Source organism: Micromonospora sp. NPDC001898 (assembly GCF_042891255.1).
Classification (GTDB): Bacteria; Actinomycetota; Actinomycetes; order Mycobacteriales; family Micromonosporaceae; genus Micromonospora.
In genome coordinates this window covers 67,058-94,030 of the sequence record NZ_JBIATC010000005.1, presented here as the reverse complement: position 1 = coordinate 94,030, position 26,973 = coordinate 67,058, and the positions used below count along the sequence as shown (strand labels likewise).

Genomic DNA, 26,973 nt, shown 5'->3' with positions numbered 1-26,973 from the left:
CACGGAACGGGGACCGATCAGGCCCCGGTCTTCGCCTCGGCCGGGGCCTGCTCGCCCTCTGCGGCCGGGGTCTCGGCACCCTCGGCGGTCTCCTCGCCGACCTCGGCCTCGGCCTCGGCGGTGGCCTCCTCGACCTCGGGGAGGGTGGCCTCGAGCTGCTCGGCGGTCGGCGCGGCGGTCACCGAGGCGACCGTGGACTCCGGGTCGGCGACCAGCTCGACGCCGGCCGGCAGCTCCACGTCAGCGGCGGTGACCTGGGTGCCGGCCTCCAGACCCTCGATCGACGCCTCCAGGTGGTCCGGCACCTTCGTGGCGTCGGCGGTCACCGAGAGGGTGTCGTGGTCGTGCACGATCAGCGTGTCCTTGGCGGCCTCGCCGATCAGCTGGACCGGAACATCGACGGTGACCTTCTCGCCGCGGCGGACCAGCAGCAGGTCGACGTGCTCGTAGCTGTCCCGGATCGGGTCCCGCTGGATCGCCTTCGGCAGCGCCAGCACCTGGGTGCCGTCGCTGACCTCGATCGCGAAGAGCTGGTTGGCGCCGCCCCTGCGGATCGCGGCGGCGAACTCACGCACGGGCAGCGCGATGTGCTTGGGCTTCTCGCCGTGGCCGTAAAGCACGGCGGGCACCAAGCCGGCCCGGCGGGTACGACGGGCACCACCCTTGCCGAACTCGGTACGGGGCTCGGCGCTGATCTTTACCTCGGACACGGGGAAACTCCTGATGCTTTCGCTGCGGCGGGCTTGTCGACTGGCGGTGCTGGGCGAGGGGCTCGCTGGGGCTCATGCGTCATGAACGACTGCCCGGAGCACCGCGTCGATGACGGTGCATCCGTGCGGCGCTTTTCAGCGGCCCGCCGGGCACCCTCGCCGTGGCAACCGCAGTAGTCTACCCGAATTGATTACGCCCCCGACGGCAGTCCCCGCCTCCGCCATCCGCAGGAGCAAAAACGCCCAGCGAACATCGCCCCGGACGCCGGTCGGAGCCGGTCCGGACGCCGGTCGGAGCCGGTCCGGTACCCGCGCGCCGGCCGCGGGACGACGGCCGGCGCGCGGGCGGCCGTCAGCTCAGGCCGCCGAACAGGGTGGTCACCGACCCGTCGTCGAAGACCTCCCGGATCGCCCGGGCCAGCAGCGGCGCGATCGACAGCACGGTGATCTTGTCAAGCTGCTTCTCGGACGGCAGCGGCAGCGTGTTGGTCACCACGACCTCGGTGATCGGGCTGTTCTTCAGCCGCTCGGTCGCCGGGTCGGACAGCAGCGCGTGGGTGGACGCCACGACGATCTCCGCCGCGCCGCCCTCCCGGAGGATCTCGGCGGCCTTGCTGATCGTGCCGCCGGTGTCGATCATGTCGTCGACGATCAGGCAGACCCGGCCCTCCACCTCGCCGACCACCCGGTTCGCCACCACCTGGTTCGGCTTGAGCGGATCCCGGGTCTTGTGGATGAACGCCAGCGGGCAGCCGCCCAGCCGGTCCGTCCACCGTTCCGCCACCCGCACCCGGCCCGAGTCCGGCGCCACCACCGTCATCGGCCGACCAGCGAACTTGCGCTCCACGTACTCGGCCAGGATGTCCATCGCGAACAGGTGGTCCACCGGGCCGTCGAAGAAGCCCTGGATCTGCGCGGTGTGCAGGTCCACCGTGAGGATCCGGTTCGCGCCCGCGGTCTTCAGCAGGTCCGCCACCAGCCGCGCCGAGATCGGCTCCCGGCCCCGGTGCTTCTTGTCCTGCCGCGAGTACGGGTAGAACGGCAGGACCACGGTGATCCGCTTGGCCGACCCGCGCTTCAGCGCGTCGATCATGATCAGGGTCTCCATGACCCAGGTGTTGACCCCGTGCGTCACGGACTGCACCACGAAGGCGTCCGAACCGCGCACCGAGTCCTTGAACCGTACGAAGATCTCCCCGTTCGCGAACTCGTACGCGTCGGCGGGTGTCGGCGCGACGCCGAGCACCTCGCCGATCTCCCTGGCCAGCTCCGGAAAGGCACGTCCGGAGAAGAGCATCAGGCTTTTGCGGTTTTCGGCGACGATGCTGCCCATGGGCCCGTCTGCTCCCGTTGGTCGGTGGTCCCGGCTGCGGTCTGACCGGGACTATTCGGTTGCAGTATCTCCCCCGCCTGACGGCCGTCGAACCGCCTCGGCACCCCCGTGGATTGCCTCACCTTCCCTTGCGGCCCTCATGCCTCCGGCGCATCCTCCGCCGCTTCCGCCACAGCCTGGCGGGCCCGCTCGGCGGCCTCGGCCGAGGCGGTGCCGGGCCGCCTGCGGGCCACCCAGCCCTCGATGTTGCGCTGTGGCGCCCGGGTAACCCCGAGCGCACCCGGCGGCACGTCCTGGCTGACCGCGCTGCCCGCCGCGACGTACGCGCCCGGGCCCACCTCCACCGGGGCGATCAGGCTGGTGTCGCAGCCGATGAACGCAGCCTCGCCGACCGTGGTGCGGTGCTTGTTGACCCCGTCGTAGTTCACGAAGATCGTCGCCGCGCCGATGTTGGCCTTCGCCCCGATCGTCGCGTCGCCCACGTACGACAGGTGTGGCACCTTCGCGCCCGCGCCGACCTCGGAGTTCTTCACCTCGACGAAGGTGCCGACCTTGGCCCGCTCGGCCAGCTTCGCCGCCGGCCGCAGGTACGCGTACGGCCCGACGCTGGCCCCCGGGCCGACCTCGGCCTCGACGGCGTGGCTGCGCAGCACGGTCGCCCCCGGGCCGATCACCGTGTCGATCAGCGTCACGTCCGGGCCGACCACGGCCTCCGCACCGACCACGGTCCCGCCGCGCAGCTGGGTGTTCTGGTCGATCACCGCGTCCCGGTCCACCGCGACCGTCACGTCGATCCAGGTCGTCGCCGGGTCCAGGATGCTGACCCCGGTCCGCATCCACCCCTCGTTGACCCGGTCGCGCAGCAGCCGGCGCAGCGCCGCCAGCTCGACCCGGTCGTTGCAGCCCAGCGTCTCGACGTGGTCGGCGGCCACGTGCACCGCCACCGGCTCGCCGGCGGAGACGAGCAGGCCGAAGACGTCGGTCAGGTACTCCTCGCCCTGGTCGTTGTCGGCGGAGAGCTTGCCCAACGCGGCGCGCAGCCGCACCGCGTCGAACGCGTAGATGCCGGCGTTGATCTCGCGCAGCGCGCGCTGGGCCGGGGTGGCGTCGCGCTCCTCGACGATCTGCTCCAGCCGCCCCGCCGCGTCCCGGACGATGCGCCCCAGCCCGGTCGGGTCGGGCACCTCGGCGGCCAGCACCGTGGCCGCGGCCCCCGCGCTCTCGTGCGCGTCAACCAGCGCGGCGACCGTCTCGGGGCGGAGCAGCGGCACGTCCCCGTTGATCACCACCACGGTCCCGGCGGCGTCCGGCGCCGCGTCCAGCCCGATCCGGACCGCGTGGCCGGTGCCGAGCTGCTCGGCCTGGAGCACCGGGGTGGCCGCCGGGGCGACCTCGGCCAGGTGCGCCCGGACCTGGTCCGCGCCGTGCCCGACCACCACGACGGTCCGGTCGGCCGCAAGCGGCGCGGCGGCGGTCAGCACGTGGCCGAGCAGGGTCCGACCGAGCAGGGGATGCAGCACCTTGGGCAGCGCCGACTTCATCCGCTTGCCCTCCCCGGCGGCGAGCACGACGACGGTTCGGAGGTGGAGCTGGGACACGATGTAGCTCCCGTCGGGACGGCGACAGTCTCGCGGCCATGCTAACCACGCGATGGCGGCGGTACAGCGGAAGCTCCCGGGAGAGGATTCGAACCCCTATAATCAGGACCAAAACCTGACGTCCTGCCATTAGACGACCCGGGACGGTCTAAACGGACAAACCAAGCGGTCGGCAGACCTCTACACCTTAGCGTCCCGAGCCCTGGACGCCATCGCCCATTCCCCTCATGATCCTCCCGGTCCTCCAGAGCGTCCGCCGGCGGGGCACTCCGACGGCACGTCACGCGGCATGAAGGCACCCACGCACGAAACTGTCCCAGGCGGCTCCACCCGCCCGGCGACTGCCGCCGTGCCGGCCGACGCCGGGTCGACCGGCACGGGTACGGTCGGACGACGCGGTGGCACCGCCCCGGATTTCGGACGGGGTCGACGGCGCGAACAGCGGAGGCAGCGGCATCCCACGACAGGCGTCCCCGAGCGCCGGCGAGGTGACGACATGGCGGACGGTCCGGTCGGCGAGGGTGGCACAGGTGGTCGGCGGCGCGCGGTTGCGGCGGCGGCGGGCAAGCCGCCCTCACGGGTGCGGATGTCGGCGGCCCAGCGGCGTGAGCAGTTGATCTCGATCGGCCGGCAACTGTTCGCCGAACGCGGCTTCGACGCGACCTCGATCGAGGAGGTGGCGGCCCGGGCGAAGGTCTCCAAGCCGGTGATCTACGAGCACTTCGGCGGCAAGGAAGGGCTCTACGCGGTGGTGGTGGACCGGGAGGTCCGGGCCCTGCTGGACCGGATCACCACGGCCCTGACCGCCGGTCATCCGCGGGACTTGCTGGAGCAGGCGGCGATGGCCCTGCTCGGGTACATCGAGGAGGAGACCAGCGGGTTCCGGGTGCTGGTCCGGGAGTCGCCGGTGATGTCCGCGACGGGCAACTTCAGCAGCGTGATGAACGACGTCGCGCACCAGGTCGAGCACATCCTCGGCGCCGAGTTCAAGACCCGGGGGTACGACCCGAAGCTGGCCGAGCTCTACTCGCAGGCCCTCGTCGGGATGGTGGCATTGACGGGGCGCTGGTGGCTGGAGGTGCGCAAGCCGCGTAAGGAAACAGTGGCCGCGCACCTGGTCAACCTGGCCTGGAACGGCTTGTCGCACCTGGACGCGAAGCCGACCCTGATCACGGCGAAGGGCCGGTGACCGGGGTCCGGAACGGCCGGGTTTTCAGCGACCGCCGGGGACGGCGGCGCGGCGGTGCCGGCGTTCGGCCTCGGCGCGCTCGGGCGGGCCGACCTTGTCGTAGAGGCCGGTGGCGAGGAGCACCAACCCGAACAGCAGCGACACGATGACGGTGGACATCGAGAAGTTGAGGAAGTTCGCCGAGGTCTGCAGGACAGACATCATCAGCACCCCGGTGACCAGGAAGACCACCCCGGCGGTCAGGTTCATGTAGTGGCCGAGGTTGCTCCGCCGGGACGCCCCGACCATCAGCACGGCCCCGAAGATCACCGAAACCAGCGAGAACGCGAGGTTGGTGCGGAGGCCGAGGGCCCAGGTGCCGCCCCGGTCGAACAGCCCTTCGCCCCAGGTCGCGACCACTCCCCAGACGCCGAAGACCAGGATGTAGAGCCCGATGACCCCGGCGAGGACGCGGTAGAGCGCTCGCGCCGGGTGATTGACCGGAAAGTGCGCCATAACCCCTCCGTCCGGATGTGTCCGTTCGGAAGGATTGTCGCCCGCGCGGGTGCCGGATGCGGGCCGAACCGCCGCAGCGGGACCGGAACCAGCCGATCCCCCGCAGCGGCGCCCCTGGTCAGAGGACGAGGCGGGCCTTCTGCCAGGCGTCGCTCTCCTCCTCGGTGCCGACCTTGCCGTACATGCCGACCATCAGCAGCACCAGCGAGAGGGTCAGCACCACGATGTCGGTGAAGATGGTGAAGTTGAAGATGTTGGCGTCGGTGTGCAGGAAGGCCAGCGCAGCCAGGCCGAGAACCATGAGCACGTACGCCAGCCACTGGTTGATCGCGACGTCGAGGTTGCGGCCGATCGCGGTGCCGGCCAGAATCGCGACGCCGAGCAGGACGCTGAGCAGCGAGAATCCGAGATTGGTCCCCTGGCCGAGCACCTTCGTGTCATCCTGGGCGAGGAAGTCGTTGCCGGCGCTGGCAATGATGCCGAGCACTCCGAAGACCACGAAGTACAGACCAACGAGCCCGCCGATCGCCCGGTAGATCGGCCGCGCGGGGTGGTTGACGGGGGTGTGGGCCATGTCTGAATCTCCAAGACCGTGCGGGTGAGGGGTCACCTGATTGTCCCGCACGGCGGGCTGTGACGCCGCACACCCCCCACCCGAGGCCGGCTCGCCTTCCGGGAGCCGGCCGGCTCAGTTCCCGGGGACCTGCTCGGCGAGGGCCAGCCAGGTCTCCTCGACCTGCTCCCGTTCGGCCCGCATGTCCTTGAGTTCGGCGTCCAGCTCGGCGACCTTGGCGTAGTCGGTGGCGTTCGCCGCGAGTTGGTCGAGCAGCGCCGCCTCCCTCTGGTCCAGCTTGCCGATCTGACGTTCCAGCCGGGTGAGGTCCTTCTTCGCCTGCCGGGCCTCGGCGGCGGACATCCCGCCGGCCGCCGGGGTGGCGCCCACCGTGGCGGTGGATGCGCCGGCGACCGCGGCCAGCGGCTGGTTCGCGGCCCGGGCCAGGTACTCGTCGACGCCGCCGGGCAGGTGCACCAGCCGGCCGTCGCCGAACATCCCGTACGCCGACTCAGTGACCCGCTCGATGAGGTACCGGTCGTGGCTGGCCACGATGACGGTGCCGGGCCAGGAGTCGAGCAGGTCCTCCAGCGCGGCGAGGGTGTCGGTGTCCAGGTCGTTGGTGGGCTCGTCGAAGAGCAGCACGTTGGGCTCGCCGGCGAGCAGCCGGAGCATCTGGAGCCGGCGGCGCTCCCCGCCGGAGAGGTCGCTGACCGGTGTCCAGAGCCGGCGGTCGTCGAAGCCGAAGACCTCGGCGAGCTGGGCGGCGGAGACCTCCCGGTCGCCGAGCTGCACCCGGCGGGCGACCTCCTCGACGGCTTCGAGGACGCGCAGGTGACCGGGCAGCTCGGCCAGTTCCTGGGAGAGGAACGCGGGCCGGACGGTGGAGCCGGTGGCGAACCGTCCGCCGTCGGGGCGGGTGATGCCGGCCAGCATCCGCAGCAGGGTGGTCTTGCCGGCGCCGTTGCGGCCGAGGATGGCGATCCGGTCACCGGGGCCGACGTGCCAGGTGGCGTCGTGCAGGATCTCCTTCGGGCCGGCGTACAGCCGGACGTCCTCCAGGTCGTACACCTGCTTGCCGAGCCGGGCGGTGGCCATCCGTTGCAGCGACATGGTGTCGCGCGCCGGCGGCACGTCGGCGATCAGCGCGTTGGCGGCGTCGATCCGGAACTGCGGCTTGCTGGTCCGGGCGGGCGGGCCCCGACGCAGCCAGGCGATCTCCTTGCGGAGCAGGTTCTGCCGGCGGGCCTCGGTGGCTGCGGCGACCCGGTCCCGCTCGACGCGGGCCAGGGTCCAGGCGGCGAAGCCGCCCTCGTACGCCCGGACGGTCTGGTCGGCGACCTCCCAGGTGTCGGTGCAGACCGCGTCGAGGAACCACCGGTCGTGGGTGACCACGACGAGGGCGCCCTTGCGGCCGACCAGGTGCTTCGCCAGCCAGTCGACGCCGCCGACATCGAGGTGGTTGGTGGGCTCGTCGAGGATGAGCAGGTCTGAGTCGCGTACCAGCAGGGCGGCCAGCGCCACCCGGCGGCGCTCGCCGCCGGACATCGGGCCTACGGGCTGGTCGAGGCCGAGGTGGGGCATGCCGAGGCCGTCGAGGATGCCGCGGACCCCGGCGTCGCCGGCCCACTCGTGCTCGGCGCCCATGCTCTCGCCGAGCCAGGCGGTGCCGAGCACCACGTCCCGGACGGTGGCCTCGGGGGCGAGCGTCAGGGCCTGCGGCAGCCAGAGGACGCGCAGGTCGCGACGGTGGGTAACCCGGCCTTCGTCCGGTTCCTCCTGCTTGGTGAGCAGCCGCAGCAGGGTGGACTTGCCGGCGCCGTTGAGGCCGACCACGCCGATCCGGTCGGCGTCGTCGAGGCCGAGCGAGACGTCGGTGAGCAGCGGCCCGGCGGCGCCGTACCCCTTGGACACCCGGTCCAGGTTGACGATGTTGGCCACGAACCCACCTTTCATGATGAAGGCGTCCCGGTGCCGGCGGGCACCTGGGGACGCCTGGCCTCCAAGGGTACGCGGACACTCCGGGCCGCCCCGGTGGGTGTACGCCTCAGCCCCGCCAGGCGGGCGTATTCCCGATTCAGCCGATCCGCGCGCCGGGCACGGGGCCGTGCGCGGTACGCGCCTGGCGGCACACCCCGGCGGTCGCCAGTTCGGCGGCGATCCGGTCGGCGTCGTCGGCGTTCGCGGCGAGGAACACGCAGGTCGGCCCGGAGCCGGAGACGATGCTGGCGAGCGCCCCGGCGGCCTCGCCGGCCTTCAGGGTGCCGGCCAGGGACGGGCGCATGGCGAGCGCGGCGTCCTGGAGGTCGTTGCCGAGGCTGGCGGCGAGCACCCGGGGGTCCCGCTGGCGCAGCGCGGCGAGCAGCCCGTCGGTGCTGCCCAGCGGCGGGCCGGCGGCCCCGGCGTCGCGGAGCCGGTCGAGTTCGGCGTACGCGGCGGGGGTGGACAGCCCGCCGTCGGCGATGGCGACCACCCAGTGCCAGGAGGTGGCGCGGGCCAGCACGGGGCTGACCGCCTCGCCCCGGCCGGTGCCGAGCGCGGTGCCGCCGTAGATCAGGAACGGCACGTCGGAGCCGAGGTCGGCGGCGATCCCGGCCAGCTCGTCGCGGGACAGCCCGGTACCCCAGAGGGCGTCGCAGGCGACCAGCGCGGCGGCGGCGTCGGCGCTGCCGCCGGCCAGCCCGCCGGCCAGCGGGATCTGTTTGCGCAGGTGCAGCCGGGCGTGCGGCGGGACGCCCGCGTACCCGGCGAGGGCGCGGGCAGCCCGGATGGCCAGGTTGGTGTCGTCCAGGGCCAGCTCGCCGGCGCCCTCCCCCTCCATCGTCAGGGTGAGGGTGTCGCCGCGGCGGGCGGTGAGCTCGTCGTAGATCGAGATGGCGTGGTAGACGGTGTTCAGCTCGTGGTAGCCGTCCCGGCGCAGCGGGCCCACCCCGAGGTGCAGGTTGACCTTGGCGGGCACCCGCACCCGGACCGGGCCGCTGGCCCCGCGCCGCTGCTGGTCGTCATCGTCGTCCGGTCCCCAGGCCTCGGTCACCGCGCCAGCCTACTGCGCGGTCGATGGGGCGGTCGGGGCCGACGCGGCGATGGCGGCGAACTGCTCGACGGTGAGCGACTCGCCGCGCGCGCCGGGGTCGACGCCGGCGGCGGTGAGCGCCGCGGCGGCCCGGTCCGCGCCGCCGGCCCAGCCGGCCAGGGCGGCCCGCAGGGTCTTGCGGCGCTGGGCGAACGCGGCGTCGACGACGGCGAAGACCTGCTTCCGGGGTACGTCGGGGCGGGGCGGCTCGCGGCGGGTGAAGGCGACCAGGCCGGAGTCGACGTTGGGCACCGGCCAGAACACGTTGGGCGGCACCTTACCGGCGGCGCGGGAGCGGGCGTACCAGGCGAGCTTGACCGACGGGATGCCGTAGACCTTGGAGCCGGGGCCGGCGACGAGCCGGTCGGCGACCTCCTTCTGCACCATCACCAGGCCGTGCCGGAGGCTGGGCAGCTCGGCCAGCAGGTGCAGCACCACCGGTACGGCCACGTTGTACGGCAGGTTCGCCACCAGCGCGGTCGGCGCGGGGTCGGCCAGCTCGGCGGCGCCGATCCGCAGGGCGTCGGCGTGGTGCACGGTCAGCCGGGCGGCGGCCGGCCCGGCGAACCGGGCGGCGGTCTCCGGCAGCGCGGCGGCCAGCGTCGGGTCGAGCTCCACGGCGTGGGTGTGCGCGGCCACCGGCAGCAGGGCCAGGGTGAGCGAGCCGAGGCCGGGGCCGACCTCCAGGGCGACGTCGTCCGGGGCCAGGCCGGCGACGGTGACGATCCGGCGGACGGTGTTCGGGTCGTGCACGAAGTTCTGGCCGAGCTTCTTGGTCGGGTGCACGCCGAGGCGGGCGGCAAGTTCCCGGATCTCCGCCGGGCCGAGCAGGCCGGTCACCACGGGCCGAAGGCGCGCTCGCCGTTGGCCGACAGCGCCGCGCACAGCTCGTCGAGGTCCGCGCCGGTGGTCGCGGCCAGCGCCCGCACGGTGAGCGGGATCAGGTACGACGCGTTGGGCCGCCCCCGGTGCGGGGTGGGGGTGAGGTACGGCGCGTCGGTCTCCACCAGGAGCTGGTCGAGCGGGGTGAGCGCGGCGGCCTCGCGCAGCGCGACGGCGCTGCCGAAGGTGACGGTGCCCGCGAAGCTGAGCAGGTAGCCGCGGCGTACGCAGTCGGCGGCGAACCCGGCGTCGCCGGAGAAGCAGTGCAGCACGACGGTGTCCGGGGCGCCCTCGTCGTCGAGGATCCGCAGCACGTCGGCGTGCGCGTCCCGGTCGTGGACGACCAGGGCCTTGCCGTACCGCTTGGCGATGGCGACGTGCGCCCGGAAGCTCTCCTCCTGCGCGGCCCGGCCCTCGTCGCCGGTGCGGTAGAAGTCCATCCCGGTCTCGCCGATCCCGCGCACCCGGTCCCGGGCGGCGAGCGCCTCGATCTGCCGCAGCGCCTCGTCGAGGTCTGCCAGCCGGGGCGCCTCGTTGGGGTGCAGGGCGACGGTGGCCAGCACCGCCGGGTAGCGGTCGGCCGCGTCGGCGCTCCACGCGGAGGACGCCACGTCCACGCCGACCTGGACGAGCCGGTCCACGCCGGCCTCGGCGGCCACCGCGACGGCCGCCGCGACCGGGTCGGCGGCGGCGGCGTTCCCGCCCGCCCCGCCGGCCGGGGCGCCGGCCTCGGTGACGGTGATGTCCAGGTGGGTGTGGCTGTCCGGCACGGGGCGGGGCAGCGGCTCGGGCGCGGGCGGGAACTCCCCGGCCCGGCGGGTGGCCCGTTGGCGGCGGGACTCAGTCGGCTCGGTCATCGCCGTCAGCATCACACACCGCCGGTCGGCCCGAAGCGGTGGTGGGCGGGCATAACAGCAAGAGGGCCGGGAATGCGCCGGTCGTCCGACGGCCCCGACCCCGCTCCGGGAGACGACATGCCCTTCATCACCGTCGGCGCGGAGAACTCCGCGCCCATCGACCTGTACTACGAGGACCACGGCGCCGGGCAGCCGGTGGTGCTGATCCACGGGTTCCCGTTCAACGGGGCGACCTGGGAGAAGCAGACCGGCGCCCTGCTCGCCGCCGGCTACCGCACGATCACGTACGACCGGCGGGGCTTCGGAAACTCCAGCCAGCCGGCCGCCGGGTACGACTACGACACGTTCGCGGCCGACCTGGACGTGTTGCTGACCGAGCTGGACCTGCGCAACGCGATCCTGATCGGGCACTCGATGGGCACCGGGGAGGTGACCCGCTACCTCGGCACGTACGGGTCGAGCCGGGTGGACCGGGCGGTGCTGCTCGCCCCGCTCGCGCCGTTCCTGCTGAAGACCGCCGACAACCCGGAGGGGGTGGACCGGAGCCTGTTCGACGGGTTCCAGCAGGCGATCCTCGCCGACCGGTTCGCGTTCCTCACCAGCTTCTGCGACAACTTCTTCAACTATGCAGACAACAAGGGCAAGTTGGTCAGCGAGGAGGCGTACCGGGCGCACTGGGAGATCGGCACCCGGGCCTCGGCGATCGGCACGTACCAGTGCGTGGACGCCTGGCTGACCGACTTCCGGCCGGACCTGCCCCGGATCGACGTGCCGGTGCTGATCGTGCAGGGCGACCAGGACCGGGTGCTGCCGTACGCGGCGACCGGGCAGCGATTGCAGCCGATGCTGCCCGACAGCCGGCTGACCACGCTCAAGGGAGCGCCGCACGGCATCCCGTGGACCAACAGCGACGAGGTGAACCGCGCGATCCTGGAGTTCGTGGTGGCCCCGGCGATGGCCCGACGCTGACGCCGGCCGTACGGCCGGCGCGGTCCCCGGGGGCGGGGGCCGCGCCGGCGCGGTGGATCGGGCCGGCGACGGGTCGGGCCGGCGACGGGTCGGGCCGGCGACGGGTCGGGCCGGCGACGGGTCGGGCCGGCTCGGTGGTCAGCCGGCGAGCCGGGCCAGTTCCTCGTCGACGATCGACGGGTCGAGCTTGCGGAAGACCGGCTTCGGCGCCGCGAGCGGCCGGCCTGCCTCCAGCGGTACGGACTCCCAGCGCGTCCCGACCGTGTAGTCCCCGGTCAGCACCGGGTACTCGGGCCCGCCGTCGAGGTCGTCGACCTCCTCCAACACGGGCATCGGCGCGTGCACGCCGGTGCCGCCGAGCAGCTCGTGGATCTTCTGCGCGGAGTGCGGCAGGAACGGGGTCAGCAGCGTGTTCGCGTCGCTGACCACCTGGAGGGCGACGTGCAGGATGGTGCCCATCCGGGGCTTGTCCGCCTCGTCCTTGAGCTTCCACGGGGCCTGATCGGAGATGTACTTGTTGGCCTCGGCGACGACGCGCATCGCCTCGCCGATGGCCTGCTTCTGCCGGTGCCGGCCGATCAGGCCGCCGACGGTCTCGAAGCCGGCCCGGGCGGTGGCGAGCAGCGCCTCGTCGGCCTCGGTGAGCCCTGCCGGGTCGACCGGCGGGATCGCGCCGAAGTTCTTCGCCGCCATCGAGACGGACCGGTTGACCAGGTTGCCCCAGCCGGCGACCAGCTCGTCGTTGTTGCGGCGAAGGAACTCGGCCCAGGTGAAGTCGGTGTCGTTGCTCTCCGGGCCGGCGACGGCGATGAAGTAGCGCAGCGCGTCGGCGTCGTACCGCTCCAGGAAGTCCCGGACGTAGATGACCACCTTGCGGGAGGAGGAGAACTTGCGCCCCTCCATGGTCAGGTACTCGCTGGAGACCACCTCGGTGGGCAGGTTGAGCCGGCCCAGCCGGCCCGGCTCGCCGTCACGCGCGCCCTCGCCCGAGTAGCCGCCGAGCAGCGCCGGCCAGATCACCGAGTGGAAGACGATGTTGTCCTTGCCCATGAAGTAGTGGCTCTGGGTGTCACCGTCGGTGCCACCCTCGGCGTCCTTCGGGTTCCAGAACTTCCGCCACGCCTCCGGGTCTCCGGTGCGGCGGGCCCACTCGATGGACGCGGACAGGTAGCCGATGACCGCGTCGAACCAGACGTAGATCCGCTTGTCCGGCCGGTCCCGCCAGCCGTCGAGGGGGATCGGCACGCCCCAGTCCAGGTCCCGGGTGATCGCCCGGGGCTGGAGGTCGTCGAGCAGGTTCTTCGAGAACCGCAGCACGTTGGGCCGCCAGCCCTCCCGGCTGTCCAGCCACTGCCGCAGGGCGTCGGCCAGGGCCGGCAGGTCGAGGAAGAAGTGCTCGGTCTCGATGAACTCCGGCGTCTCGCCGTTGATCTTGGACTTGGGGTTGATCAGGTCGACCGGGTCGAGCTGGTTGCCGCAGTTGTCGCACTGGTCGCCGCGGGCGCTGTCGTACCCGCAGATCGGGCAGGTGCCCTCGATGTACCGGTCGGGCAGGGTCCGGCCGGTGGACGGGGAGATCGCGCCGACGGTGACCTTCGGAACGATGTAGCCGTTACGGTGCATCCCGGAGAACAGCTCCTGCACCACGGCGTAGTGGTTGCGGGTGGTGGTGCGGGTGAACAGGTCGTACGACAGCCCGAGCGCCCGCAGGTCCTCGGCGATCACCCGGTTGTACCGGTCGGCCAGCACGCGCGGGGTGACCCCCTCGGCGTCGGCCTGCACCTGGATCGGGGTGCCGTGCTCGTCGGTGCCGGACACCATGAGCACGTCGTGGCCGGCCATCCGCATGTACCGGGCGAAGACGTCGGAGGGAACGCCGAAACCGGAGACGTGGCCGATGTGGCGCGGGCCGTTGGCGTAAGGCCAGGCTACCGCCGCGAGAACGTGACTCATGACCAGCAAGCCTAGTGACCTCGTCGGGACGCCGCGAACCAACAGGCCGCCTGGGCGGTCGACACCCGTCGGGCGCCCCGGGCCGGGGCGGGCGGCGGCGAGGCGCGGGGCTTCGGCGGCCGGGCGACGTCGGGGCGGACGATCGTTGCCTGATTTGTCGCCGACACGCGGCCTGAGCTGCCCGGACACCCACGCCGACCGGTGTCCAATGAAGCCCGTGACCGCCAGCCGAGCCGCCCGGGACCACGAGGAGCCGCCCACCGGGTCGGCCCGCGACCACGACCCGCCGCCCGGACCGTCGCCCCGGGCCGGGACCGTGGCGCCACAGCCCCGGCCGGTCCCGGCCGCCGAACCGGCCGGGGCGCCCGCCGCCGCCACCCCCGGGTCGACCGGACCGATCGCCCTGCCGGGGCCGGCCGGACCGCTCGCCCCGCCAGGGACGACCGGACCGCTCGCCCCGCCAGGGACGACCGGACCGCTCGCCCCGCTAGGGACGACCCCGCCGATCGCCCCGCCGGGATCGACCGCCGCACCCGCGCCGAGCGTCCTGCCCGGACCGGCCGCCCCGCCCGGACCGGCCGCCCTGCCCGGACCGGCCGCCCTGCCTCGGCCGGCCGCCGCACCCGCGCCGGGTTCCGGGCCCGGACCGAACCCCGCAGCCGGGCCGAGCGCGCTGCTGTCCGGTTCGGGCGTCGTGCCCGGGCAGGCCACCGGCGGCCCCGGCCGGCCGGTGGAGGTGGAGCCGACCACCGGGGCACCGGTCGGCGCCGTGCCGCGCCGGGTCCCGGTCCGGCAGCCGGGCGGCCGGCCCCGCCCGGGAACCGCCGTCGGCGACCCGCCGGGGTCCGACGACGGGCTGTTCTGGGCACCGATCGAGGAGGTGCACTGGGACGGCACGCCGCTCGGTGAGGGGCGCGGCCGGTGGCGGCACGGCGACGGCGACCGGGCGGCCCGGGCCCGACGGCGGCGGTCCGACCGCCCCGCCCGGCCGCCGGAGCCCTGGCGAGGGCTTTCCGCGCTTCTGGCGCTGAGCCTGCTCGCCGCATTCTTCGCCTGGGTGAGCGCCGGCCCGTTCTGGCTGGCCGTCGGGCACCGCGTCACCGGCACCGTGGTGGTCGACGAGTGCACCGGCGGCGGGCTGACCCAGCGCTGCCGGGGGATCTTCACCGCTGACGACGGCCGGTACGTCGCGTTCGGGGTGCGGATCAGCGGTGTGCCCGCCGAGCGCAGCGCCACCGGCTCCGTCCTGCCGGCCGGGATGACCGGGCCGGCGTCCGACGCGGCGTACGCCGACACCGGGGTCGGCCGGCACCTGCGCTGGCTGCTCGGGCTGCTGCTGGTGCTGGCGTGCGGTGGGGCGATCGCCCGGTGCACCGGTGCCACCCTGTTCACCGATCGGCGGGCCCGCCGCTGGGCGGTGGCCGCCGCCGTGGCCGGCCCGCTCGTGATCACGGCCGGCTTTCTTGCCGACGCCTGGTGACGGCCCCCGCCGGCCGGGTGGGCGGGCAAGGCCGGCCCGCCCACCCCATCGCCGCCCCGCGCCGCCGGCCGGGGCGGCGACGGGGCGACCTCCCGACGCCTCAGGCGTGCACGACCGCGTAGACGTCGCGGCGGCGCAGGCCGTACCCGGTGGCGACCTCGGTGATCGCGTCCCGCCGGGACAGGCCGGCGGCCTCTCGTTCGGCCACGGCGGCACGCAGCGTCGCGTCGTCCGGTCGCTCGGCGGCGGCTGGCGCGGCGCCGGCCACCACCAGGGTGATCTCGCCGCGCGGCCCGCTGTCGGCGGCCCAGGTGGCCAGCTCCCCGAGCGGCCGGCGGACCACCTCCTCGTACGTCTTGGTCAGCTCGCGGCAGAGCGCCGCCGGCCGGTCGGCGCCGAACTCGGCGGCCAGGTCGGCGAGCGCACCGGTGATCCGGTGCGGGGCCTCGAAGAGCACCAGGGTCCGCTCCTCGCCGGCCAGGGCGCGCAGCCGGGAACGCCGAGCGCCGGGGGTGCGGGGCAGGAAGCCCTCGAAGCAGAACCGGTCGCTGGGCAGCCCGGACAGGGCCAGCGCGGTGGTGACGGCGCTCGGGCCGGGGGCGGCGGTCACCGGCACACCGGCGTCGAGCGCGCCCCGGACCAGCCGGTACCCGGGGTCGGAGACGCTGGGCATTCCGCCGTCGGTGACCAGGGCCACGACGTATCCCTCGCGGAGCACCTCGACCAGCTCGGGGGTGCGGCGCTCCTCGTTGCCCTCGAAGTAGGAGACGATCCGGCCCGACACGGTGATGTCGAGGTCCCGGGCCAGCCGGGTGAGCCGCCGGGTGTCCTCGGCGGCGACCACGTCGGCGGCGGCGAGCGCCTCGCGGAACCGGGCGGACGCGTCGGCCGGGTTGCCGAGCGGCGCGCCGAGGAGGACCAGGCGGCCAACTTCGGACATTTCACCCACGAAACGCACTCCTTCATCGACAGTTGTACCGGTATTGGGGACGACGGGCGCCACCGGGCACCTCCGCAGCCTACGATCGCTTCGTGACGAGTGCGTCGACAGCGCAGAGCGCCAGCGCGGGCCAGGCGAAATCGGAGCACGCCGGAGCCGGCGCCGCGACCGAGGAGTCCGCGCCTCCCCCCATCAGCGGCGGTGGGGGCGTCCCCGCCATCGTGCGGCGGCGGCTGGCGACCGTCGACGCCCGGCTGGACGTCAACTCGTGGCTGGCCACCGCCGTCGTGGTGGCGATCGCGGCGATCCTGCGCCTGGTCGGCCTCAGCAGCCCGAAGGGCAAGATCTTCGACGAGATCTACTACGCCCGCGACGGCTGGGGGCTGGTCGACAAGGGCGTCGAGTGGAACTACAAGGACAACGGCCCGTCGTACGTGGTGCACCCGCCGCTGGGCAAGTGGCTGATCGGGCTCGGCGAGTGGGCCTTCGGCTACTCCGACGCCGAGCACAACATCTCCGTGCCGGGGCACCTGACGACCACCGCCCCGGAGTTCGGCTGGCGTATCGGCGCCGCGATCGCCGGCATCGTGTCGGTGCTGCTGCTGGTCCGCATCGGCCGCCGGCTGTTCCGCTCCACCGTGCTCGGCTGCGCCGCCGGCCTGCTGCTCGCCCTGGACGGCTTCCACCTGGTGCTCTCCCGCACCGCCCTGCTCGACATCTTCCTGCTGCTGTTCGTGCTGGCCGCGTTCGGCGCCCTGGTCCTCGACCGGGACGCCCGCCGGCGACGGTGGAGCCGGGCACTGGAGGCCGGGCTGGACCCCACCGCCGCGGGGCGGGCCGGCCGGCCGGCCGGCGGCTGGCGGAACTGGCCCTGGTGGCGGCTGGCGGCCGGGGTGCTGCTCGGCTGCGCGTGCGCGGTGAAGTGGAGCGCCGTGTACTTCCTGCCGGCCTTCGCGCTGCTCGCCCTGTTCTGGGAGGTCGGCGTCCGCCGGTCCGCCGGGGTGCGCCGGCCCTGGCGCGACGCCCTGCTCGACGAGGTGCCCTGGCTTGCCCTGGCCGGGGTGCTGATGGTCGTCACCTACGTGGCCACCTGGTCGGGCTGGCTGCTGACCGACGACGGCTACTACCGGCTCGCCGCCCGGTACCCGAACGTGCCCGGGCTCAGCGACACCCCGTACCTCGGGGCGCTGAACAACCTGTGGGAATACCACAAGGCCGCGTACGGCTTCCACACAACTCTGGCCAAGTCGCACCCGTATCAGTCCTGGCCGTGGCAGTGGCTGCTGCTCGGCCGGCCGGTGGCGTTCCACTGGTCCGGTGACGGTGCCTGCGGAGCGCCGACCTGTGCCAGCGAGGTTCTGCTGCTCGGCACGCCGTTGCTGTGGTGGTCGTTCCTGCCCGCCCTGTTCGGGGCGGCCTGGATCGGCGTCGCCCGGCGGGACTGGCGGGCCGGGGCGATCCTGCTCTGTGCGGCGGCCGGCCTGCTGCCCTGGTTCTGGTTCGCCCTGGACGGGCGGACGATGTTCTCCTTCTACGCCGCGCCGGCCCTGCCGTTCCTGGTGCTGGCGGTGGTCTACGTGCTGGGCGCCATCGTCTCTCCGGCCCCGGCCGGTGCCCGGGCGCCGGCCGGGGCCCCACCCCCCGGGCCGGACGACGCGGCCGACCGCCGGCTGGTCGGCGGGATCGTGGTCGGCGCGTACGTGCTGCTGGTCGCGCTCTGCTTCGCGTACTTCTATCCGATCTTCGTGGGAAGGCTGCTGCCGTACGCGGAGTGGTCGGCCCGGATTTGGCTGGACGGCCGCTGGACCTGACGACGGCCCCAAGCGGTGGCCCCCGAGACCGGTGGTCGGCCGTCGGCGTGGGAGCGCTCCGGCTGTCGCGGAGGGTGATGACGGAGCGGGCCCGGTAGCCGGTAAGCGGAAACCGGAGGCGGCGTCGGATATCGGATAGCCGGCGGCTCCGGCGCGAGGACCTCAAGGGGCCCGGGCACGAAGAAGTGGCCCCGGCACGAAAACGCGCGCCCCGATCGCCTGCCACGGGGGAAGCGGGCGATTGGGGCGCGCACGTGAAGCTTAACCACCGGGAACCACCGGCACAACGGGTGGACTCGGGTCAGATTTCCGACGAGACTCACCCCAGCCTGGTGGTTTACACCTGGCAGCTAACCCTCAGTCATCCGAGGAAGACCTGGCAAGATCCCTGCGGCCAGCACCGCCGGAATGCTGGTCATGCGGGCCGTTCGGGGCCGCCGGGCCGGGTGCGGGGCAGCCGCCGGGGGGCGACCGACCGTCCGGAGTGGATCTCACTACACTCGCCCCAGTGATCAACAGAAGACGATCGACATCCGTCCTCAGTGGACTGCTGGCGGCGACCGTCCTGATCGGTCCCGGGATCGTGCTGAGCGGGCCCGCGCCCGCGTGGGCCGACGAGGAGACCCCCGCCGAGCCGCCCCGGGTCGAGCTGGTGCTCGACGTCAGCGGCTCGATGCGGGCCCGGGACATCGACGGGCGGAGCCGGATCTCCGTGGCGCAGCAGGCGTTCAACGAGGTCGTGGACGCGCTGCCGGAGGAGACCCAGCTCGGCATCCGGGTCCTCGGTGCCACCTACAAGGGCAAGGACAAGAAGGTCGGCTGCCAGGACACCCAGCAGATCGTGCCGGTCGGCCGGGTGGACCGGACCCAGGCCAAGGCGGCGGTGGCGACCCTCCGGCCCACCGGCTTCACCCCGGTCGGGCTGGCGCTCCGCTCGGCCGCCCAGGACCTGGGCACCGGCGCCACCGCCCGCCGGATCGTGCTGATCACCGACGGCGAGGACACCTGCGCCCCACCGGACCCTTGCGAGGTGGCCCGGGACCTGGCCGCGCAGGGCACCAAGCTGGTGGTGGACACCCTCGGCCTGGCCCCCGACGAGAAGGTGCGCCGGCAACTGCTCTGCATCGCCAACGCGACCGGCGGAACGTACACGGCCGCGCAGAGCGCGGACGAGCTGACCGGACGGATCAAGCAGCTGGTCGACCGGGCCCGGGACACGTACACCGCGGCCCCGGCCGTGGTGGGCGGCTCCGCCCGTTGCCCGGACGCGCCGCTGCTCGCCCCCGGCGTCTACACCGACCGGGAGCAGTTCTCCGAGCACCGCTGGTACCGCGTCCCGGTGCGCCCCGGGCAGGAGCTGCGTGCCTCGGTGAGCATCGCGCTGGACCGCCCGGTCAACCCGGACTACGGGGTGCTGCTGCGGGCCACCGCGCCGGACGGCCGCGAGCTGGTCCGCGGCGTGGACGCCGGCAGCGGCCGTACCGACGTGGTCTCCGCAGGCCTGCGCTGGTCGGCCGCCGCCGATTCGGACGACGCCCCCGAGGGGGAGACGCCGACCCCGGTGCCGGGCGAGGCCGAGGCCGCCCCGACCACCGTCTGTCTGGTGGTCAGCAACGCCTTCGCGCCCCGTCCCGGCACCCGGGCCACCCCCGGCATGCCGATCGAGCTGACCGTGGACGTGGTCGCCTCGTCGCCCGCCCCGGGCGGGCCGGACCTGGGCCGGGGCTGGGTGCTGCTGATGCTGCTGACCCTGGCCGGCCTGCTCACCGGCCTCGTCGCCGGCCTGCTCACCCGCTGGTGGGTCGCGACCTGGAGGGAGAACTGACGTGCGTACCCCGCTGATCCGGTCCGGGGCGGCGCTCGCCGCCGCCGCCGCCGTCCTGACGCTGCCGACCGCCGCCGCGCTGGCCCTGCCGACCGCGCCCGCGCTGGCCGGCCCGCCGCCTCCCGCGACCCGGGACGAGCTCGCCGCGCCCACCCCCTCCCCCGGGGCCACCACGGTCACCAAGGCCGGCACCTCGTTCCTGACCGCCACCGGCATCACCGCCGGGCAGCCGGTCCGGGTCGGTGCGTCGACCGGCGACCACCTCTACTGGTCCTTCCCGGCCCGCGCCGGGCAGATCCACGAGATCACCGCGACGGCCAGCTTCCCCAAGGGCCGCACCGGCGCGTCCACCTGGACCGTCGAGGTCTTCGACGGCCTGCGCCGCCGGCAGGCGTGCACGGCGGGGGCGCAGACCCCGACCGCCGCGGCGTCGGTCACCAGCGTCGCGCTCGGCTGCACGCTGCGTCAGGTCCGGTCCTGGGCGGAGCCGTGGTCGGCCGACCCGCTGCCCGGGACGTACTACGTACGGCTCTCGGTGGTGGACCTGCCGGAGCCGGACCTCGGCCTGCCGTTCGACGTGGACCTGCTGGTCTCGGACGTGGGCGACGGCGACGCCCCGGCCGACGACGGGGAGCTGAAGGCGCCGCTGGTGCCGAACACGAAGGCCGGCACGGTGCTGACCGGTGGACCGGCGGCGGCACCGGCCGAGGAGGAGGACGACGAGTCCCTGCTCACCGGCTGGCTGCCCGAGGGGTCCTCGCGCTGGATCTGGACCACGGTCGGCGGCGTGCTGGCCGCCGTGGCCGGCGTGGTCGGCTTCGCCCTGACCCGCCGCCCGCGCCGCCCCTGACCGACGCCCCTCCCGGCCGCGCCCCCTGACCGACGCCCCTCCCGGCCGCGCCGCGCGCCGACGTGCCGGTGGCCGCTTCCTCCCGCGAGGGGGCGGCCACCGGCGGGGTCGGTCGGGCCGCGTCCGGGGCCCTCCGGTGCCGCCCCCTTGCGGTACGTTCGGCACCGATGAGCATCCGGGAGTTGACCACCGAGCAGGTGCTGGCCTGGCGGGCCGAGGCGGCCGGGGCCGGAAATGCGTGACCTGCTGCCGCCCGAGGTGGCGGTGGCCGTCGCCGGGTCCGACGACTGGGCCGGGGAACTGCTGCCCGCCGAGCGGGCCTGCCTCGGCGAGCGGGCGGTGGAGAGCCGGCAGCGGGACTTCACCGCCGGGCGGGTCTGCGCCAGGCGGGCGCTCACCCGGCTCGGTGTGCCGGCGGTCGCCCTGCCGTCGGCACCGGACCGGTCCCCGGTCTGGCCGGCCGGGGTGGTCGGCACCATCACCCACACCCGCGGCTACTGCGCCGCGGCCGCGGCCCGCGCCGACCAGGTCCGCTCCGTCGGCATGGACGCCGAGCAGCACAGGGAGCTCAACGCAGGGGTACGCCGGCTGATCGGCCTGCCCGAGGAGTGGGACGGGTGCGCTCGGCTGCCGGCCGGCGTCTCCTGGCCGGCGGTGCTGTTCAGCGCCAAGGAGACCGTCTACAAGGTCTGGCACCCGATCGTCGGCACCTGGCTCGACTTCCACGACGCCCTGGTCGAGCTGGACCCGGACTCCGGCCTGTTCACGGCCCGGATCGCCGCCGCCCGGCTGGACGCGGCCCCGGTGCCCGACCCACCCGCGACGATCACCGGACGGTTCGCTGTCGACGCCGGCCTGGTCCGCACCGCCGCTATCCTGTTACCCCGCTGAGACGGTACGTGTACCCGGAGCCTTGCCAGGGGCGATACCGTCAGGTCGTCGCGAACGTAATCAGGTGCCGAGGAGTACGGTGAGCCACCCCCAGCCCCCTTACGGGCCGCAGGATCCATACCAGCCGAACCAGGAACCGCCGACGGCACCCGTGCCGCAGTGGCCGGCCGATCCCACCGCACCGCCACCCCCGCCGCCCGTGTCCGGTGCGCCGTACGCGCCGCCGCCGGCCTCCGGCGCCCCGTACCAGCCGACCTCGGGGTCCCCGTACCAGCCGCCGCAGGGCGGGTTCACGCCCGCCCCGGATCCGGCGTACCAGCCGGGTGGATACCCGCCGCCGCCCGCCCCGGACGCGGCGTACCAGCCAGGTGGGTACCCGCCACCTCCTGCCCCGGACGCGGCGTATCCGCCGGTGTCCGGCACGCCGTACCCGCCCACCTCGGGATCGCCGTACCAGCCGTACCAGCCCGGTGCCGCGCCGGGCGGCCCGGGCTACCCGCTCGGCCCGGTCCAGCCGAAGAAGAGCAGCAAGAAGCCGATCATCATCATCGCGGTCGTCGCGGCGGTGCTCGCCCTGCTCTGCTGCATCGGTGGCGTGGTGGCGCTCGTGAAGGGCATCGACGAAACGGCGAAGGAGGCGGAGCGGCAGCTTCCCGGGCCGGTGGAGACCGCCGCTCCGGGCAGCCGGCCGACCGACCGCCCGTCCTCGTCCTCGACCCCGGCGGACGGTGAGACGTTCAACCTGAAGGCCGGCCAGAGCCTGGTCATCACCGACGACGAGGGCACCCTGGAGATCACGGTGCTGCGGTTCCGCACCTCGACCAAGGGCTGCAAGGCGTACTCGTCCGCACCCGACAAGGGGCTCTACCTGATCGCGGACGTCACCGCGACGGTGAAGAAGGGCAACATGTCGATCAACCCGTTCTACTTCCAGTGGGTCGCCGACGACGGCACCACCGAGAACGGGATCGCAGGCGCGTTCGCCGGCTGCGGCGACCTGCTCGACTCCGGCGTCAACCTGCGGGAGGGCAGCAAGCGCACCGGCAGCGTCACCTTCGACGTGGCCAACAAGAACGGCGCGATGGAGTACCGGCACAACTTCGAGGCCGCCGGCTCCTGGAAGCCGTAGGTCCGATCCGCGTACCCGGATGGCCGGGTGCGTCGACCGGCCGCCCGTCGACGCGGTTGGAGGCCGTTCCCCTGCCGGGGGGCGGCCTCCAACCGCGACATGACCCGGTCGCTGAAGGGCTGCGGGCACCCCCTACGTCACGGGTGCCGCTCGGCAGGCGCCGCGTGGCCGGGGGTGGTCTGGCCGACCACGTGTGGGGCGGGCCGGCACGACTGTGGTCGGGGCGGCCCGGCGGTGGCGGCCAACTTGCCCCGGGGCCGGTCGGCGTCGGGGTGGCGCAGCTCGTCGAAGATGGCCGACGCCGCCCGCCAGGCCCGCCGGGCGGCGGCGAGGTCCCCGGCCGCACGCTCGGCGTCGCCGAGGTTGTCCAGCACCTCCGCCTCGTCGTACCGGTCGCCCAGCTCGCGGTGCAGCGCGAGCGCCCGCCGGTAGCAGTCCGCGGCCTGTCCGTGGTCACCGCGCCCGTGGTGGACGTAGCCGAGGCTGTCCCAGGTCAGGGCGGCGCCGTGCCGGTCGCCGTTCTCCTCGTGCAGCCGCAGGGCCGCTTGGCAACAGCGCAGCGCCGGCCCGGGTTCGCCGAGCCGGGCGTGCAGCCAGCCCAGGTTGTTGAGCGCCTTGGCCTGCCCCACCCGGTAGCCGGCGGCCCGGTAGAGGTCGAGCGCCCGCTGCGTCTCGTCGAGCGCCGCCCGGTGCCGGCCCTGCCGGGCCAGCACCCAGCTCACCCCGAGGTGCGTGTGCGCCCGACCGGTGTCGTCGCCCAGCTCCCGGTAGAGCTCCAGGTCACGGCCGTAGTGCAGGTGCGCCCCCCGGTGGTCGCCCAGCCAGGTGCAGGCGATGGCCAGGCCCCGGTGCGCCAGGGCCTGCCCGGCCAGGTCGCCCCGGCGCCGGGCCGCCGCGAGGGCGGTGCGGTGCGCGGCGGCCAGCTCGGGCCAGTGCCCGCGCCGGTCGAGGTACGTGGTGAGGGCGGCGGCCAGCATCCAGGCGTGCCGGTCCAGGCCGGTGCCGGCCGCCTGCTCCACGGCGGCCAGCAAGACGTGGTGTTCGGCGGTGAACCAGCCGGTCGCCCAGGCGTGGTCCGGCCGGTCGCCCACCGTCACCCCCGAATCCGGTGCCGGCAGCGTCGTCGGCCGGGCCAGCCGGTACGGGTCGAGCAGGTGGTCCGCCGCGTGCGTGGCGTGCAGGTAGTGGTCGAGGAGGCGGCCCCGGGCGGCTGCCCGCTCGGCCTCCGGGTCGGCCTCGTGACACAGCTCGGAGGCGTAGGCGCGGAGCAGGTCGTGCATGGCGTACCGGCCGGGGACTCGCTCGGTGAGCAGGTTCGCCCGGGTCAGCCCGACCAGCAACGGGCCGACCCGGGACGGGGGCAGGCCGGCCAGGCTGGCCACCGCCGGCCGCGCGACGTCGGGGCCGGGGTGCAGACCGAGCAACCGGAACAGCCGGGCGGACCCGGCGTCGAGCGCCCGGTACGACCAGGAGAAGACCGCCCGGGCGTCGGTCGCGGGGTCACCGGTCTCCAGCGCGGCGAGCCGGTCCGCGTTGGTCTTGCGCAGTTCCGCGGCGAGGGCGGCCAGCGGCACGTCAGGCTGTCCGACGGCCCGCGCCGCCACGATGGCCAGCGCCAGCGGCAGGCCGGCGCAGCGCCGCACGATCTCGTTGAGCGCCACCGGCTCGGTGCCGGCGCGGCCACGGCCGAGCCGGCGGCCCAGCAGTTCCCGCGACTCCGCGGGCGCGAGCAGGTCCAGGGTCACCGGACGGGCCCCGTCGCGGACGACCAGCCCGGTGAGCCGGTTGCGGCTGGTCACCACGACCAGGCTGTCCGGTGAGCCCGGCAGGAGGGGCCGCACCTGCTCGTCGTCGCGGGCGTTGTCGAGCAGCACCAGCACCCGCCGGCCGGCGAGCAGGCTCCGGAACAGCGCGGACTGCCCGGGCAGGTCGGTGGGCACCCGCTGGGGCGGCACGTGCAGCGCCGCCAGGAAGCCGCGCAGCGCCTCGGCCGGCGGGACGGCCCGGCCGTCGAGGTCGAACCCGCGCAGGTTGACGTAGAGCTGCCCGTCCGGATAGCGGTGCGCGATCCGGTGCGCCCAGTGCACCGCGAGGGTGGTCTTGCCCACCCCGGCGGTGCCGGCGATCGCGGAGATCACGACCGCCCGGCCGGCACCGTCCCCGCCGCCGGCGTCGCCGGTGCGCATGGTGGTGCCGTTCTCGCCGGCAGGATCGCCGGGCAGCAGGTCGTTCAGCTCGCGCAGCGCCGCCGTCCGCCCGGTGAACCAGGCCGGCTCGCCGGGGAGCTGCGCCGGGGGCGGCCCGGCGGGCTGGGACGGGACTGTCTCGGCGGGAACGGGCGGGGCGGGCCCGGTGGCGGGCGGCACCTGGCCCCGCAGCACCCGCAGGTGCGCCTCGGCCAGTTCGGCACCCGGCTCCACACCCAGCTCGTCGACGAGTTGGCGCCGGGTCTCGGCGTACAGCCGCAGCGCGGCGGCCTGCTGGCCGCACCCGGCCAGGGCGAGCAGGTACCGGGCCACCAGCGGCTCGCGCAGCGGGTGGGCGGTGACCAGGGGGCGCAGGGCGTGCGCGACCCCGGCGCACCGGCCGAGACCGAGTTCCACGGCGGCGAGCCGCTCGTGGGCGGCCAGCCGCTGCTCGTCCAGGCCGGCGGCGGCGGTGGCGACGAAGGCGCCCGCCGCGCCGGCGAGCGCCGGACCGCGCCACAGCGCCAGGCCGGCGCGCAGCAGCCGCGCCGCCTCCGCCGGCCGGCCGGCCGCCTCCTCGGCGCGGGCCTGCTCGACCGCCGCGGTGAACTCGGCCAGGTCCAGCTCCGTCCCGCGTACGGTGAGCCGGTAGCCGCCGCCCTGGGTGACCAGCAGGTCTGCCGCACCCTCGGCGCGCAGGGCCGCTCGGATCCGGGAGACACAGACCTGCACCTGGGTCCGGGCGGTGGCCGGTGGGTCGTCCGCCCAGAGCGCCGCCACGAGTTGCCTGGCGGGGACCAGCCGGTCGGCGTCGAGCAGCAACAGCGCGAGCACCGCGCGTTGCTGGGGACGGTCGATGGCGAGGATCCGGCCCCGGGCGGTCACCTGGACGGGACCGAGAACGGACCACCGCATGGCGTTCCCCACAGTCGTGATCGGACGACCCAGTCTATGGACGGGACGTGCGGGGTGGCCGGCGGCAAGCCGTCGGATAGTGGACGCCAAGCGTGGCCGCCCAGGCTGTCCCCAGCTGCCGGCGAAGGCCCGGCGGAGACGGGCCGGTGCCAGCGCGCCGACCGTCCGGGGTGGACAGGGAGATCGACAATGCGAGCAATCAGGGGACGTGGCGTGCTGACGGCGGTCGTCGGGGCGGCGGCGGTGCTGGGGGCGATCGGCGGGGCGGCGCCGGCCTCGGCGGACCCCGCCGGGCTGGAGACGGTCACCCAGTCGGCGGCCGAGAGCAGCCTGGACAAGTCGGCGCTCGCGTCGTGCCCGGCCGGCAAGGTGGTCACCGGGGGCGGCGGCTTCCTCACGGCCGGGTCGACGGCCGACGGCCGGGTCGGGCTGGACCGGCTGGAGCCGCTGGCGAACGGCACCGGCTTCTTCGTGACGATGCGGGAGGTGGGCCCGACGAACTTCACCGGCGACTGGGGGCTCCAGGCCCTCGCCCAGTGCGCCACCACGCCGGCCGGCTACCAGGTCGTGGCGACCACCGGGGCGGTCGGGACGGAGTTCGTCACGGCCAGCTGCGGGACGAAGAAGGTCATCGGGATGGGCGGGCGGATCAACAGCGGCCTGGGTGACGTCGTGCTCGACCAGGTGGTGCCGTCATCCGACCTGTCGTCGGTGACCGTCCGGGCGGTCGCGGTGCAGGGCACCTCGCCGACCGGCTGGAGCGCCACATCGTTCGCGGTCTGCGCCACCGCGCCCGCCGGGCTGGAGCGGATCGTGGTGACGGGGACGAGCTCGAGCGACCCGCAGAGAACCCACCTCAGGACCTGCCCGGCCGGTAAGGCGCTCTACAGCGCTGGGGCCGACATCAACGCCGGCAACGGGCAGGTGCTGCTCAACGCGATCAACATCACCTCGGGCAGCACCGTGCGGGTGCGGGCGACCGAGGACGCCGACGGCTTCGCCGGCACATGGAGCCTCAACGGGTACGGCATCTGCGGTAGCTGACCCGTGGGTCCGGGTGCCGCCGGCGGTGGCGGAACCCGGACCGGCCCGGGTGGCGGCCGGGATCGGCCACGTCGGCCGGTGCCGTCGGGGACATGGGCCGACAGATGTCGCGCGGCGGGTCAGGCGGCCGCTGAGGGATTCGCACCTGGTCCCGATCGATCGGACGAGGCCTGGCCCTCGATCGATCGGACGAGGCCCGAACGGGGGCCGCCTGCCTGGCGATCCGATCCGGTATCCAGCGGGATCCGGGTCTGGTCGCCAGGCAGGCGGGGTCGGACCGTGCGGTCCGG

General features: G+C 74.4%; 20 protein-coding genes, 1 tRNA gene and 1 pseudogene. 9 read left to right on the top strand and 13 right to left on the bottom strand.

Annotated features, from left to right (window positions below):
- Nucleotides 1-17 precede the first annotated feature (17 nt).
- From ACFYZF_RS13510 to ACFYZF_RS13495, 4 genes and pseudogenes are all read right to left on the bottom strand, one after another.
- Nucleotides 18-710 carry a 50S ribosomal protein L25/general stress protein Ctc gene (locus ACFYZF_RS13510; RefSeq protein WP_387019561.1) on the bottom strand — a complete coding sequence of 231 codons (693 nt, stop codon included), beginning with the start codon at nt 708-710 and terminating at the stop codon, nt 18-20.
- A 352-nt stretch (nt 711-1,062) separates the two neighbouring features.
- The gene (locus tag ACFYZF_RS13505; protein ID WP_387019558.1) at nt 1,063-2,043 is read right to left on the bottom strand and encodes a ribose-phosphate diphosphokinase; all 981 of its coding nucleotides are present in this window, start codon (nt 2,041-2,043) and stop codon (nt 1,063-1,065) included.
- Nucleotides 2,044-2,094: 51 nt separating this feature from the next.
- A pseudogene (gene glmU, locus ACFYZF_RS13500) lies at nt 2,095-3,644 on the bottom strand (bifunctional UDP-N-acetylglucosamine diphosphorylase/glucosamine-1-phosphate N-acetyltransferase GlmU).
- Nucleotides 3,645-3,714: 70 nt separating this feature from the next.
- Nucleotides 3,715-3,785, bottom strand: a tRNA-Gln gene (locus ACFYZF_RS13495).
- A gap of 352 nt (nt 3,786-4,137) precedes the next feature.
- Here ACFYZF_RS13495 and ACFYZF_RS13490 point away from each other — a divergent pair.
- Entirely contained in the window at nt 4,138-4,830 is a 693-nt protein-coding gene (locus tag ACFYZF_RS13490; protein ID WP_387019555.1) for a TetR family transcriptional regulator, read from the top strand.
- A 24-nt stretch (nt 4,831-4,854) separates the two neighbouring features.
- On the opposite strand, the gene ACFYZF_RS13485 is transcribed toward ACFYZF_RS13490, so the two are convergent.
- The 6 genes from ACFYZF_RS13485 to ACFYZF_RS13460 form a co-directional block, all read right to left on the bottom strand.
- A complete protein-coding gene (locus ACFYZF_RS13485; RefSeq protein ID WP_387019552.1) occupies nt 4,855-5,325 on the bottom strand; it encodes a DUF4383 domain-containing protein in 471 nt (156 codons plus the stop codon).
- Nucleotides 5,326-5,443: 118 nt separating this feature from the next.
- Nucleotides 5,444-5,899 (bottom strand): DUF4383 domain-containing protein, encoded by a 456-nt coding sequence (locus ACFYZF_RS13480; protein WP_387019549.1) that lies wholly within the window; start codon nt 5,897-5,899, stop codon nt 5,444-5,446.
- A gap of 114 nt (nt 5,900-6,013) precedes the next feature.
- Nucleotides 6,014-7,819 carry an ABC-F family ATP-binding cassette domain-containing protein gene (locus ACFYZF_RS13475; RefSeq protein ID WP_387019546.1) on the bottom strand — a complete coding sequence of 602 codons (1,806 nt, stop codon included), beginning with the start codon at nt 7,817-7,819 and terminating at the stop codon, nt 6,014-6,016.
- 136 nt (nt 7,820-7,955) lie between these two features.
- A complete protein-coding gene (locus ACFYZF_RS13470; protein ID WP_387019544.1) occupies nt 7,956-8,912 on the bottom strand; it encodes a 4-(cytidine 5'-diphospho)-2-C-methyl-D-erythritol kinase in 957 nt (318 codons plus the stop codon).
- A gap of 9 nt (nt 8,913-8,921) precedes the next feature.
- Complete coding sequence (rsmA, locus tag ACFYZF_RS13465; RefSeq protein ID WP_387020373.1) at nt 8,922-9,791, bottom strand: 16S rRNA (adenine(1518)-N(6)/adenine(1519)-N(6))-dimethyltransferase RsmA; 870 nt, start codon at nt 9,789-9,791, stop codon at nt 8,922-8,924.
- Nucleotides 9,788-10,702 carry a TatD family hydrolase gene (locus tag ACFYZF_RS13460; protein WP_387019542.1) on the bottom strand — a complete coding sequence of 305 codons (915 nt, stop codon included), beginning with the start codon at nt 10,700-10,702 and terminating at the stop codon, nt 9,788-9,790. The genes rsmA and ACFYZF_RS13460 overlap by 4 nt, the downstream gene beginning before the upstream one ends.
- 105 nt (nt 10,703-10,807) lie before the next feature.
- Between ACFYZF_RS13460 and ACFYZF_RS13455 the strand changes: the two genes are divergently transcribed.
- Nucleotides 10,808-11,659, top strand: coding sequence for an alpha/beta fold hydrolase (locus tag ACFYZF_RS13455; RefSeq protein ID WP_387019540.1), 852 nt, complete (start codon nt 10,808-10,810; stop codon nt 11,657-11,659).
- A gap of 138 nt (nt 11,660-11,797) precedes the next feature.
- On the opposite strand, the gene metG is transcribed toward ACFYZF_RS13455, so the two are convergent.
- Complete coding sequence (gene metG / locus ACFYZF_RS13450; protein WP_387019537.1) at nt 11,798-13,612, bottom strand: methionine--tRNA ligase; 1,815 nt, start codon at nt 13,610-13,612, stop codon at nt 11,798-11,800.
- A gap of 217 nt (nt 13,613-13,829) precedes the next feature.
- Here metG and ACFYZF_RS13445 point away from each other — a divergent pair, with 217 nt between their 5' ends.
- A complete protein-coding gene (locus ACFYZF_RS13445) occupies nt 13,830-15,092 on the top strand; it encodes a hypothetical protein (protein WP_387019534.1) in 1,263 nt (420 codons plus the stop codon).
- Between the two features lie 100 nt (nt 15,093-15,192).
- Here ACFYZF_RS13445 and rsmI read toward each other — a convergent pair whose 3' ends face one another.
- The gene (gene rsmI / locus ACFYZF_RS13440) at nt 15,193-16,032 is read right to left on the bottom strand and encodes a 16S rRNA (cytidine(1402)-2'-O)-methyltransferase (RefSeq protein ID WP_387020370.1); all 840 of its coding nucleotides are present in this window, start codon (nt 16,030-16,032) and stop codon (nt 15,193-15,195) included.
- 92 nt (nt 16,033-16,124) lie between these two features.
- On the opposite strand from rsmI, the gene ACFYZF_RS13435 reads away from it, so the two are divergent.
- The 5 genes from ACFYZF_RS13435 to ACFYZF_RS13415 all read left to right on the top strand — a co-directional run bounded on the left by ACFYZF_RS13435 (nt 16,125) and on the right by ACFYZF_RS13415 (nt 22,538).
- Complete coding sequence (locus ACFYZF_RS13435) at nt 16,125-17,843, top strand: dolichyl-phosphate-mannose--protein mannosyltransferase (protein ID WP_387019532.1); 1,719 nt, start codon at nt 16,125-16,127, stop codon at nt 17,841-17,843.
- Nucleotides 17,844-18,351: 508 nt separating this feature from the next.
- On the top strand, nt 18,352-19,668 hold the full coding sequence (locus ACFYZF_RS13430; RefSeq protein WP_387019529.1) for a VWA domain-containing protein: 1,317 nt from the start codon (nt 18,352-18,354) through the stop codon (nt 19,666-19,668).
- A gap of 1 nt (nt 19,669) precedes the next feature.
- Complete coding sequence (locus tag ACFYZF_RS13425) at nt 19,670-20,518, top strand: peptidase (protein WP_387019526.1); 849 nt, start codon at nt 19,670-19,672, stop codon at nt 20,516-20,518.
- 234 nt (nt 20,519-20,752) lie between these two features.
- Nucleotides 20,753-21,409, top strand: coding sequence for a 4'-phosphopantetheinyl transferase (locus tag ACFYZF_RS13420; RefSeq protein WP_387019524.1), 657 nt, complete (start codon nt 20,753-20,755; stop codon nt 21,407-21,409).
- Between the two features lie 199 nt (nt 21,410-21,608).
- On the top strand, nt 21,609-22,538 hold the full coding sequence (locus ACFYZF_RS13415) for a hypothetical protein (RefSeq protein WP_387019521.1): 930 nt from the start codon (nt 21,609-21,611) through the stop codon (nt 22,536-22,538).
- Between the two features lie 137 nt (nt 22,539-22,675).
- On the opposite strand, the gene ACFYZF_RS13410 is transcribed toward ACFYZF_RS13415, so the two are convergent.
- On the bottom strand, nt 22,676-25,639 hold the full coding sequence (locus ACFYZF_RS13410) for a BTAD domain-containing putative transcriptional regulator (RefSeq protein ID WP_387019518.1): 2,964 nt from the start codon (nt 25,637-25,639) through the stop codon (nt 22,676-22,678).
- A gap of 189 nt (nt 25,640-25,828) precedes the next feature.
- Between ACFYZF_RS13410 and ACFYZF_RS13405 the strand changes: the two genes are divergently transcribed.
- Entirely contained in the window at nt 25,829-26,683 is an 855-nt protein-coding gene (locus ACFYZF_RS13405) for a hypothetical protein (protein WP_387019515.1), read from the top strand.
- The last annotated feature ends 290 nt before the right edge of the window (nt 26,684-26,973 follow it).